Source organism: Zarconia sp. (assembly GCF_057467645.1).
The window spans coordinates 1-11,463 of sequence record NZ_JBRJXU010000063.1; the positions used below are offsets into that span (position 1 = coordinate 1).

Sequence of the window (11,463 nt, forward strand, 5' to 3'; positions counted from 1 at the left end):
CGTCCCCGCGTCCCCGCGTCCCCGCGTCTTCCCATCGATTCCCCTCTCCGTGTCCCCGCGTCCCCACGTCCCCGCGTTCTCCCATAGAATCCCCAATCCACAACCGGAGAATATTCGGTAATGGAAAATCCCGAGAACCCGCCCCCAGTCCCACTGTTTGCAACCGCATCGGTGGCGGTGCGCCAAAGGATTCCGCCAGCGTCACCGAAATCGCCGCTCCTGTCGGCGTCACCAACTCCCGATCGATCCCATTACTATAGATAGGCACTTCCCCCATCTCCCACAACTTCAAAACCGCTGGGGCGGGAACCGGCAGCAAACCGTGAGCGGCGCGAATCGTTCCCCCTCCCGTGGGCAGTGCAGAACAGTAAAGGCGATCGATTCCCAGCCAATCCAACCCCAAACAAGTTCCCACCACATCGACGATTGCATCGGTAGCCCCCACTTCGTGAAAATGCACCCGTTCCGGCGCGATGCCGTGTACCGCTCCCTCTGCCCGTGCGAGAATTCTAAACACTGCCAAACTCCAATCCCGCGCCCGCTGGGGCAACCCGGCAGCCTCAATTAACCCCTCGATCTCCGGTAGGTGACGAACGGGGGGATGGTGGTGGTGATGCGAATGTCCAGCGCCATCGTCCGATTCTGGGCTATGGGAGGGATGGGAATGCGATCGCCTCAAATCCACGTGTACTTTCGTCGCCTGCTGGTGATTGCGCTCCACGAGTTCCGATCGCAATTCGTACTCATCGGAAATCTCGAGGAGATCGAGCTGTTCCTTTAAATATTCCAACGGCACCCCCGCGTGAACCAGGGCACCCAAACACATATCACCCGAAATTCCCGTCGGGCATTCTAAATAGGCCAGTTTCGTCATCGTTACATCCGGACGCGAGTCATCGAAAAGGTGGGAAGATGAGGGGACGCAAGCGCATTTTTCATCCGTAATTTATAATCCCTTATTTTGATGGCAACAATTTACGAAATTCATCCGGATACGCCCCAGGAACGCCGAATAGATCGTATAGGGAAGGCACTCAAAGATGGCGCGGTGATGCTGTATCCCACAGATACGGTATACGCGATCGGTTGCGACTTAAATGTTAAATCCGCCGTGCAACGGGTTCGACAAATCAAACGACTCGCAAACGATAAACCCCTCACCTTCCTATGCTCCTCACTCTCCAACATTGCGAATTATGCCTGGGTCACCGATCGAGCCTATCGGATTATGAAGCATCTAATTCCCGGAACGTATACATTTTTACTCCCGGCCACCAAACTCGTGCCGCGCCTGGTGATGGACCCCAAGCGCAAAACCACTGGGATTCGCGTTCCCGATAGTCCCGTCTGCCAGTCTTTGCTCCAAGCATTGGGCAATCCGGTGATTTCCACCTCGGCCTATCTTCCCCCCGAAGATAATAGCGCCCCCCTTCCAGCGGTGGAAGACAACCCACCTATCGATAAAGCCGAACTCTTCGATTGTTGGGAAAATTTAGTCGATGTCATCGTCGATGACGGTAGCGAACTCGGTTATCGAGTGTCCACCATTCTCGATCTGACCACCGACGAACCCAGCGTCATCCGCAAAGGTCTCGGTTGGGATGAAGTTTCTCACTGGTTAGATCTCGACTGAGGTGTACCAATTGGGCAATTGGACGCATTCCAAAAACCAGTTTGGCGATCGTCCTCTTTTTCTCAGCGTCGAGAATCTAGGGTAATTTAAGCCCTAAAACCGTTACCTGGCAAGGCTTTTATCCCCTTAAAGGCAAGGGAATTTTGCGGCACGATTTCTCCTCCATCCCTCGGCTAATTCGCGAGGTGGCTGCGTCTACTTTTTTCGCTTTCGATACTGGCAACCTACGCTCCCCTCCCAAAAGCGGCGCATCCTACATTTGAAATGTGGACAGTTGAGATTCAAGCAACGACCCCCCGACATTTCACTTTAGTGCGCTACCCGAGGCTAATCAGGATGAAAACAAAACTCGTAAACTCCACCACCCCCACCCTCACCCCCGCAGTTCGGGTCTCCCAAACCCCAGCAGCCATCGCCCAGCCCCAAGACCGGAGTTCTAACGTGCCCAACGACGATCGCAACGGAGACGAAGCCGAAATTCAAGCCCTCGCTCGGTTCGTTCTTCAAGAATTGCAAGGGGGATTGAAATCCACCTCCCGCAGTGCCGTTGCCGTCGCCGAACGTATCGCTCGGGAAGTCACCCGCATCTGCGATAAGAGCCACCGGATTCAAGATTCTGGAGAAGTCGAAACCTGGCAAATCTCCCTGGCGCGCCATCGGCTCGGTAAAATCTTCGCATACTACGAGTTAGGTTCCCAAAAAGGACGGGTCGAACTCCACAGCAACTTGAGCGTCATGGTGTACCGCCACGTTGCCCCCGCCAAAGCCCAATTCGGATTCCAAGCGCGCTACAACCTGATCGAAGACTTCCTGCAAAACTTCTACGTCGAAGTCCTCCGCGCCTTCCGTCGGGAACACGAAGTCGCCGAAAACTACTCTCCCCGCACCCGCGTCGAACTGGCTGAATACATGGCGTTCACCGAGCAGTATGCCAAGCGCCGCATTTCTCTCCCCGGTCGCAAATCCCAGCAGTTGGTGATTCTGCGCGCCCAGAGCTTTGCTAAAGGTCAGCCCCCCGAAACCTCCATCGACATGGAACTAGCCGTGGAATCGGCAAAAGGGGAAGAAAACGAAATGCACAGCCGTTCTGCCGCCATGCAGCAAGTACGGGAACAAATGGTGTCCGAAGCTGTCGATCCCTCCGAAGCGGTGATGCGCGATCGGGTCATTCACTCCCTGATGGACTACCTCGCCGGTCAAGGTCAGTCCGATTGCGTGGACTACCTCACCCTGAAGTTGCAAGATTTACCCGCCCACGAAATCGACGAAATCCTGGGTCTGTCCTCCCGCCAGCGCGACTACTTGCAACAGCGTTTCAAGTACCACGTGGAGAAGTTCGCCCGCACCCACAACTGGAAGCTCGTACATCAGTGGTTGGGCGCCGACTTGGATAAAAACTTGGGCATGTCTCCGGGGCAGTGGCAGGAGTTCTTGGGACAACTGAATCCCCAACAGCAACAGCTCCTCGAACTCAAGCAAGCCGGTACCGATGAAGCCCAAATTGCTAAAGCCCTCAAGTGCACCCCCAAGCAAGCTCAAAAACGCTGGACGAAAGTGTTGGACTTGGCTTGGCAAGCTCGGAATGTCGCCCATGAATCCTGAGAATCGAGAGGGTAGGATGCGATCGCTCGGTCAATTATTCCCCGACTGCATTTCCCAATCCTACCCTTCATCTCCAGCTATTCGATCGCTCAGATCCCTGACTCGTTCTTCCGAAAGTCCCGTCAACCGGGCCACCCGCTCCACACTCATCCCTTCTCTCAATAGCTCCAGCGCGCAGGAGTTTAGTTGAGATTCAGCTTTTTCGGCTCGTTCTCGTTCTTGTTCGGCAATCTCCTGGGACAACGGTAACAACTCTCCAGCGAGCGTCGCCCAACGCAACCCAATCGCTTCAATTCCTCGATCGCAACCCTGCCACCGCAGCAACGCCAATCCCAATGCTTGGCTCACCCGCTGACCCCGTTCGTTGAGGGGAATGGGTTGTGATAGCCCCCGTACTGAAGAAAAAAGCCTTGCCAATCTTCGGGGTTGAAGGGATCGAACCCAAAATACTCCGGCACCTGTTGCGTCCAGTTATAAGGGATGTGCAAAGAAATAAAGTACCTACCAGAAAACCTGTGTTCCAGAATCTAAAAAACTTGATGGGTACATGATTAACCCGCAAGTCCCTTAATGGGAAGTCGGGACGATAAAACTGCTGTTAGCCCGAACGAAGCACTCCCGTTCGGCTACGTAGAACCAAGGCAATCCCCGATCGTCCCCGAAATTTACCCATCCGGCAGGAGTCGCTTGAACCTCGAAGAGTAGATCTGACTCCAGTGTTGCTACGACCGGGAAATCAAGAATCTTGGGGGAGGTATCGCTGCGGTAATAATCCTCCAACGTGCCAGCCATTCGGCAGTTGAGACCGTTGGGGTCGGGATCGACGACTTGCCAGTGGGTTTGGTCGGTGCGGCGCGTGTAATCGCCGTTTTCGTCGGCGACGGCCGGTGCTCCGGCCGTGTGGGCATCAGCTGGATATTGAGGAAGTCGCGTGGCTCCAGCTCCCCAGAGAAGAGTCAATCCCGCAGCAGTTAAAGTTTGAATTCGATTCATGAGGCAATCTGTTATCTTTTGGAGGATCGCGACTATGCTTTCAATAATAGCTATCTCAGGACTGACGCTTTATCGCTAAGCGCATGGCGGGTGCGGACAATAAATTCGGGTTGAGTTTTTATAAATCTTGCAGGGGGAATGCGGCCGTTGACCCCTACGGCATGGCTGCATGTTTGACCCGACGGTTCTTGCCTTGCTTTCCCAAATCGACTGTCTTAGGCTCTCTGCGCCTGGTCAGAGCGCTCTTTTTCCTTACTTTAACGTCAGTTTTGGATAAGACTGTTTCCGGTGAGGGCGGGGAATGGGGAATGGGGAATGGGGAATAGGGATGAAGTACTTTGCTCTCCAGCAACCAGATGTAGCCAGTGCGATCGCTTCGCTCATCAAGAGGCTTGCCAACCGCCCGAATCTCATCGCTCCTGCCTCTTGCAACCGTCGCACCATCTCCTCCAGTCCCAGTTCTGCGGCCACCACCAGCGCCGAACGCCCGAACTCGCCCCGTGCGTTGACATTAGCTCCCACTTCCAAGAGCAGATCCACCAGAGCCAGATCTGATTTTTCCACTGCCACCATCAGAGGGGTGCGAGCGTCTGTGGATGTTCCTTCAAATCGATCGAGTACCGCACCCGCATCGATTAAAATTCGGGCAATCTCTCGATGCCCCCCTTCCACCGCGCGATACAGGGGCGATGGGGGATTCCAGCGCGTTTTATCTTCCTGACTCGCTCCGGCATCGAGCAACAGCCGCACTACATTGAGATGTCCCATGCGCGCTGCTGCCATTAAGGGGGTGTGGCGAGACCAAATATCGTGAAATTTAGGTACTGCCCAATCGGACAACGCTTGAGGGCGGAAGGTTATCTTTCGACCTGGCTGGCTTTCATCGACGATGACTCGATCTGAGGGATTCGATCGAGCTTTGGGATCGTAGTCGGGTAAGCTGGCGTGGAACTCCCACTTGCAGTTCGGACATTGCCCTCTATCGGCAACGGCGGTAAAACGAGTTTGGCATCGGGGACAATCTCGCGCTTTCCCCGCCCAAAGATCGTCTCTGTCGATGACGATATCTGGATTTGCTCCGGCCGCGAGGAGTTGCCGCACGGTGTCTGTTTGTCCGTTGCGCGCCGCTAAATACAGGGCGGTTTTTCCTTTGTAGAGCGGAGTTTTTCCCAACCCATCCACATTAATCCCCGCTGCGAGGAAGGGTTCGATCGCCTCTCCCGTTGCCGCCGCCGCGATAAAATCGTCGACTCGATCGTTAATATCGGGTGGAGTTATGGCGTGGAGGTGTTGGATGGCGCGCTGGCATTCGCTCGGTTCCGTTAAGATGGCCAGATACTCGCAAATTGCAGTCTGTCCGGCGATCGCCGCCAGCATCATCGCCGTATCGCCGTTTTCAGTTTGCCAATTGGCATCTGCCCCTGCCCGAACTAAGGTACGAACGAGATCTTTGCGTCCGGCTGCCGCTGCAAAGGTTAAAGGGGTGGCATCGTCGGCGGGTAAATTAACATCCGCACCGGCAGCAATTTCTGCATTTACGCGATCGAGATTTCCCGATCGAACTGCTTCGATTAAAGTCATAGTCCAATTCTAGCCTTGGGATTCGATCGAATATTCGCAATCGGAATCGGATAAAAATGAAATAAAAACTTATCGCAGTCCGTGCTAGTTTCGTTATAGCGACGCGCAGAGGGTTTCGGACATTTAATGTTTAACAATAAAGATGGTAGGAGTCAACGGCCGTTGACCCCCACCAGATTGACGAAGACTCGACCTAAATTTTTCCTTTATTTTTTCAGAAAAAATAACGTTTATTTAATAAATATTTTGATTTTTTTTACAAATTAAATATTCATGCCCTATGTTGATTAATTGGAGTTTAGAGAAAAAATTGATTGCGAAGGCTACAACCCTGACAAGGTGAGCATTTTGGATTGCCAATCCTCTGAGATCTCTTAAAACTATCAAATCTCATCAGGATAAGGGTTTTATGGCTCGCGGGGTTAAATTTTTCTAAACTCTAATTATTAATTGTTAATTGTTAATTGTTAATTGTTAATTATTACTCAAACTCCTGCCGATCGACGAACTTTACCCAGCAAATAAAAAGCCAGGGCAACCACCACCACCAAAATAATAAAGGTCACCACCACTAACGCTGCACCGTAGCCGAAGTCTAAATAGCGCCGTACCGTGGCGTAAATGTACAGGGAAACCATCTCCGTCGAACCGGCTGGTCCTCCCCCCGTCATCACTTGTACCAGGTCAAATACCCCGAAAGATTGAGCGAATCGAAAGAGGGCAGCTATTAGAATTTGGGGCATTAATAAGGGTAGAGTAATTTGCCGAAAACTCTGCCAGGGTGTTGCACCTTCAATAGCGTGAGCTTCATATAAATCTTCTGAAATCGATTGCAATCCTGCCAGTAGCAAAATACTCACAAAGGATGTCGTTTTCCACACATCCGCCGTAATTACAGCCATCATCGCTAGGGTCGGATCGCCTAACCAATTAATTCCCTCTTGAATCAACCCCAATCGCAATAAAATATCGTTTAAAATTCCGAATTGGTCGTTAAAAATCCACGTCCACGCCAGCGCCATAATAGCTGTGGGTAGCGCCCAAGGAAGAATGGCAATTGTTCTGACAAATCCGCGTCCGCGAAATGCCCGATTTAACACTAAGGCAATCCCCATACCTAATGTCAATTCAAACGCTAGGGCAATTGAAGTGAAAATCGTCGTGTTCCACAAACTTTGCCAAAACCTTCCATCCCCCATCATCCGTCCGTAATTAGCTAAACCGGAAAATTCTGGCTGTAATTGCGTGCCTAAATTTTGGGTAAATAAACTCAACCAAAAAGCTCGCAAAATGGGGTAAGCGTATACCAATAACAGAATGACTAATGCGGGGGCGACCAAAAGCCAACCTGTTTTTTGTTCTCGATTCCGAATCGTATCTTGCGTCATAATTTTCCCCGTTTCAATCCTCACTTAGTCCCTAACAATCGGCGCGTTTCATCTGCGGCTGCCTGCATTGCCTCTTGCGGACTCATGCGCTCGGTCAGGGCTGCACTCAAATAGCGTTGTAAAATATCGGAAGCCTGGGCGTATTGGGCGATCGGGGGGCGCAACACGGCCGACTCTTGCACTTGCAAAAGTTGGGGATAGTGACCGTATTCGGTAACGATTTTGGCATCGTTAAAGAGCGATCGCCGCGAAGGTACGTATCCCGTTTCTAGGACGAACCGTCTCTGCGCCGCCTCGCTGGTGATAAACTCGATAACCCGCCACGCTTCATCGGGATGTTTGGTCGTCTTCACCATTCCCAAACCCCAACCCCCTTGAGTTGCACCGCTACTTTCTCCAGGGGCGGCAACCATGGGTTTAATTGCCACTTTTCCAGCAATTAGCGACCCTTCCTCATTGGCAAACCGCCAGACGTAGGGCCAATTTCTCAGAAAGAGAGTGGTGCCATTTTGAAAGAAACGGCGAGTTTCTTCTTCTTGGTAGGTCGTCACTCCCCCCGGCGAGACTCCCGAATCGATCGTATCGCGCAAAAACTCGATCGCCGCGATCGCCCCTTCTCCATCAAGTCCCACATCTTTCGTTGCCGGATCGATCCAAAAACCACCGAAACCGTGGAGAATTTCCACGAACATCGCCGCGAGTCCCTCGTATTGCTTGCCCTGCCAGACGTATCCCCACTCCACCACATCTCGATCTTGTAAATCCTGGGAAATGGCCATCAACTCCTGAGTGGTTTGTGGCGGCTGATATCCCGCCTCGGCGAGTAAATCTTGGCGGTAGTACAGCATCCCGGCATCGGAACGGAAGGGAATCCGATACAACTGACCGTTGTAGCGTCCGCCATTGACATCCCCCGCCAGAAACTGACCCAACTCTTCCTCGGAAATGCGATCGGACAAATCGGCCAACCAACCTGCCGCCGCAAACTTGGGCGTCCAGACGATATCCATATACACCAAGTCGTAGGGAGAATCCCCCAGGAGAAACGACGAGGTATATAAATCTTCCACTAAGTTGGTGGCGTTGGGACCCTCGACGATTTCCAAGTCGATATCGGGATTTTGGGCTTCAAATGCTGCCTCTAACGGTTCCCACTGGGCGGCTTCCAAGGCTTGCATCAATACTTTGATAGTGACGGTTTCCTGCGCCCGACTAACATTTTTGAAGAGGAAAATCGATACCGCACTCAACAGGGCGAGAATGCCGTACAAGCCGGATTTAGACCAGAACAATTTCATGGGACTCGACGTGCAAGGTAGGTGAATATCCTACTATAGCAAGTGCGATCGAGCTGGGTTGAGCCTGCGTTACACTCAATAACATCGATCGTTTCTTACCACTGGCGAGCGTGCCAATTCGCGTGATGACCTTTGCCACCCCCGTTCTCAAACCCGTCAGCCAAATCGAACTCGCACCGGGAAGTTCGATCGCCATTCCGAATGTGAGTTGGGCAGAATACGAAGCGATTTTGCAAGAAATTGGAGAACATCGATCGGCCCGAGTGGCATACAGCCAAAACACTTTGGAAATTATGGTTCCCCTACCCGAACACGAACTTCCCAACGATTTAATCTCCGATTTGGTCAAAACCTTACTCAAAGCAACAGGTCGGCGATATCAACCGTTTGGTTCTACGACGTTCAAACGAACTGGGCTAGCGGGAGTCGAACCCGATGCCTGCTTTTATATCCAAAACTACCAACAAATAATCGGTCGTCGCCGCTTGCAACCGGGCGATCCCCCACCGGACTTGGCGATCGAAACGGATGTCACCTCAAAAACAACGATCGATGCCTATACTGCGATCGGTGTTCGGGAAGTGTGGATTTACGATAGCGGACGGCTCAAAATTTATCTCCTCGAAGCCGGAAAATACATCGAATCCAAAACCAGTCCAACGTTCCCCGACATCGACATCATCCACATCGTCCCTCATACCGTCGAACGATCGTGGCAAGTGGGGAGTTTCCAGGCACTCGAAGAATTTGAAGCCACACTCGTCCAATAGCAGTCGTCACATTGGGTGCGGAATAAGTGAGGGGAGGCGATATTCTTCTTTGTCACTTCATACCTTACACCCCACACCCTACACCCCACACCCCATCTCCCCTTCACTCCAAGGGTAGAAAAATCGTCAGTTCCTCCCCATGCTGGGGGCGATTCCTCACGATCAGCTTTCCCCCCAAGGCTTGAAATAAGTTCTTCGTCACCGACAAATTGAGGCTGAGATTCCCCGTTTCCGGTTGGAACATCAACAACTTACCGATAGATTTGAGAGAAGAGGTGCGATCGCTACATCCGACTGACTTTCCGCGCGCTTTCAACTGCAATTTGAGTCGATCGCCTGCCAGGGCAATTTGCACGGTGACGTGGCTGCCGGCCGGTACGCTACTGGTAAAGTTATCCACGGTTCCGGTTAAAACCCGATCGAGCATCGTCGGATCGCTCACCACTTGGGGCATCGTCGGGGGGAGTTTGACATCGAGTTTCAGGCTGCGTCGGCTGGCTTGCTTCTCCCACCGGGGAATGCAACTACTGACGACTCGCTCGAGACAAGTCCGAGTCAGATGCACGCGATCGCGTCGAACCTGGCTGGTTTCGAGTTCCACGGCGTTGAAAATCAGACCGAAACGCTCGATTTGTTCGCTGCACTCGCGATCGATGGCATCGAGCCATTTCACGACTTTCGGGGCTAAATCCCGCTGTTTGAGCAACAATCGCGTCAGCGTCCGAATGGTACTCAGCGGCGTGCGGACTTCATGAGCGATGGCTTGCAAGAGTTCGATATCCGGCGGAGTGGATTCCGCTTCGGGGGATGGGGTCCGGTTCGCGTTTCCCGACTCTGCAACGGGTCTCGAATGGCAATGGGATGCAAAACGAACGTGGGGCGATCGCGTGTGGTGTTTCGCGGTCGAAATTGGTTCTAGCCGTCGAGGTCTCTTGTTCGTAGTGGGAGCATCTGGCAGCGGCAGATTTTCGAGTAGCAGCCGAGTAAAGCGGGTAACGGTTTTGTAATCGGGTTCGACGATGGCAAACTCACCAACGAGGCGATCGAGTTGTTTGAGGGCGCCCGGTTGCTCTGCACGCACGATCCGACCCCGCAAACAATTCCAAGCTTTTTTGACCGTCTCGGGATCGAAAGAAAACTGAAACGCTGGCATTCCCACCGGATCGATACCTCGTGCTGCCACCAAGGTAAATTGATGAGTGAGTACCCAGCAAAATTGCTCCACTTCCATCGGGTCGCCGTCACCTAGAACGATCGTACCGGTTCGATCGCCATGAATAACCGATTCCGCACCATCGGATAATCGATGACTCGGCAGTGACCGGATATGCCGACCTGTCGTGGTAAAGTTCCAGGCAGCCAAGCGTCCGAGTAAAGAAGCGCTCGCCAGCATGGCGACCGAATTTGATAAAATTAACCCCACTGGTCGCTGGGTGGATGGTTCTTCGACGATCTGCCCGAGCATCTGCCCGATGGCGGCGATCGCCCCTTGCCATTGTCGTTGTACTTCCCATGCCGCTTGAGGCAGCGATTTGGGGTCTGCGATCGCGGTCGTGCTCCGCTCGGCTTGAGACCCTGCCAACACTTCACTTAAGGTGGGAAGACTCTCGATCGATTCTACACTCGCTCGAACCACTCGGATTTACCTCCTTGATATCCCTAAGTTAACCTTGACGTTGCTCCAATCCGCCTTCAATCTAGCGCTTGCGTTCGATTTCTTTAGGGGATACATCAATTTCGATCGATCGTTTTTTTGCAATGAAATCATGCCCCTGCTATATCGGCTTGGGTCTTGAGGGTGAGCGATTTTCTTCGCACCCATCATCTCCTGCCACCGGGCAGTTGCCGTAAATGTCATTAGGTCTCGACGCAATCCTCGCGCGAGGCATTGATGCCACTATTTGCGGGTTTGCCGTACCGTTGAGGTAAATCTGGCGTTTTCAAAACCTTCAAGAACTAGATGTAGGAGTTAACAACGCGAGGACGTAACTCTTACAAGGGTTCGTTGCCGGTTTGGAAAGACGATTGTTTTACCAACTAATACTAGGGTATCGGCATATTTCCTTTTCCAACATTGGCAACAACCGAACAAGCGATGGCCGCTACCACATCAATTAGAACACTGATGAAGGTAGGCAGGAACAATTGACAACTCGTTTAGTTGTTACACTCTTCCCCTCTCCTTGTCTCCCTTGTCT

General features: G+C 52.4%; 10 protein-coding genes. 3 read left to right on the plus strand and 7 right to left on the minus strand.

Annotated elements, in window-relative coordinates:
• Window positions 1-874, minus strand: an 874-nt coding sequence (gene larC, locus AC2215_RS08900; protein ID WP_486809623.1) for a nickel pincer cofactor biosynthesis protein LarC, incomplete at its 3' end; no start/stop codon positions are given.
• 90 nt (window positions 875-964) lie between these two features.
• Between larC and AC2215_RS08905 the strand changes: the two genes are divergently transcribed.
• Window positions 965-1,633, plus strand: a complete 669-nt coding sequence (locus tag AC2215_RS08905) for an L-threonylcarbamoyladenylate synthase (RefSeq protein WP_486809624.1) — start codon at window positions 965-967, stop codon at window positions 1,631-1,633.
• Between the two features lie 336 nt (window positions 1,634-1,969).
• A complete protein-coding gene (locus tag AC2215_RS08910; protein ID WP_486809625.1) occupies window positions 1,970-3,235 on the plus strand; it encodes a HetZ-related protein in 1,266 nt (421 codons plus the stop codon).
• A gap of 60 nt (window positions 3,236-3,295) precedes the next feature.
• On the opposite strand, the gene AC2215_RS08915 is transcribed toward AC2215_RS08910, so the two are convergent.
• From AC2215_RS08915 to AC2215_RS08935, 5 genes are all read right to left on the minus strand, one after another.
• Window positions 3,296-3,652 carry a hypothetical protein gene (locus AC2215_RS08915; protein WP_486809626.1) on the minus strand — a complete coding sequence of 119 codons (357 nt, stop codon included), beginning with the start codon at window positions 3,650-3,652 and terminating at the stop codon, window positions 3,296-3,298.
• Between the two features lie 150 nt (window positions 3,653-3,802).
• Window positions 3,803-4,228 (minus strand): hypothetical protein, encoded by a 426-nt coding sequence (locus tag AC2215_RS08920; RefSeq protein ID WP_486809627.1) that lies wholly within the window; start codon window positions 4,226-4,228, stop codon window positions 3,803-3,805.
• 252 nt (window positions 4,229-4,480) lie between these two features.
• Window positions 4,481-5,809 carry an ankyrin repeat domain-containing protein gene (locus AC2215_RS08925; protein WP_486809628.1) on the minus strand — a complete coding sequence of 443 codons (1,329 nt, stop codon included), beginning with the start codon at window positions 5,807-5,809 and terminating at the stop codon, window positions 4,481-4,483.
• Between the two features lie 485 nt (window positions 5,810-6,294).
• Complete coding sequence (locus tag AC2215_RS08930) at window positions 6,295-7,197, minus strand: carbohydrate ABC transporter permease (RefSeq protein ID WP_486809629.1); 903 nt, start codon at window positions 7,195-7,197, stop codon at window positions 6,295-6,297.
• 20 nt (window positions 7,198-7,217) lie between these two features.
• Entirely contained in the window at window positions 7,218-8,495 is a 1,278-nt protein-coding gene (locus tag AC2215_RS08935) for an ABC transporter substrate-binding protein (RefSeq protein ID WP_486809630.1), read from the minus strand.
• Window positions 8,496-8,620: 125 nt separating this feature from the next.
• On the opposite strand from AC2215_RS08935, the gene AC2215_RS08940 reads away from it, so the two are divergent.
• Window positions 8,621-9,265 carry a Uma2 family endonuclease gene (locus AC2215_RS08940; protein WP_486809631.1) on the plus strand — a complete coding sequence of 215 codons (645 nt, stop codon included), beginning with the start codon at window positions 8,621-8,623 and terminating at the stop codon, window positions 9,263-9,265.
• 103 nt (window positions 9,266-9,368) lie between these two features.
• Here AC2215_RS08940 and AC2215_RS08945 read toward each other — a convergent pair whose 3' ends face one another.
• On the minus strand, window positions 9,369-10,901 hold the full coding sequence (locus AC2215_RS08945; RefSeq protein WP_486809632.1) for a sensor histidine kinase: 1,533 nt from the start codon (window positions 10,899-10,901) through the stop codon (window positions 9,369-9,371).
• Between the last annotated feature and the right edge of the window lie 562 nt (window positions 10,902-11,463).

Excerpts from the sequence above, each read along its gene's own strand:
- AC2215_RS08905 (WP_486809624.1), top strand. The coding sequence starts at position 965 with ATGGCAACAATTTACGAAATTCATCCGGATACGCCCCAGGAACGCCGA.
- AC2215_RS08910 (WP_486809625.1), top strand. The coding sequence starts at position 1,970 with ATGAAAACAAAACTCGTAAACTCCACCACCCCCACCCTCACCCCCGCA.
- AC2215_RS08920 (WP_486809627.1), bottom strand. The coding sequence starts at position 4,228 with ATGAATCGAATTCAAACTTTAACTGCTGCGGGATTGACTCTTCTCTGG.
- AC2215_RS08925 (WP_486809628.1), bottom strand. The coding sequence starts at position 5,809 with ATGACTTTAATCGAAGCAGTTCGATCGGGAAATCTCGATCGCGTAAAT.
- AC2215_RS08930 (WP_486809629.1), bottom strand. The coding sequence starts at position 7,197 with ATGACGCAAGATACGATTCGGAATCGAGAACAAAAAACAGGTTGGCTT.
- AC2215_RS08935 (WP_486809630.1), bottom strand. The coding sequence starts at position 8,495 with ATGAAATTGTTCTGGTCTAAATCCGGCTTGTACGGCATTCTCGCCCTG.
- AC2215_RS08940 (WP_486809631.1), top strand. The coding sequence starts at position 8,621 with ATGACCTTTGCCACCCCCGTTCTCAAACCCGTCAGCCAAATCGAACTC.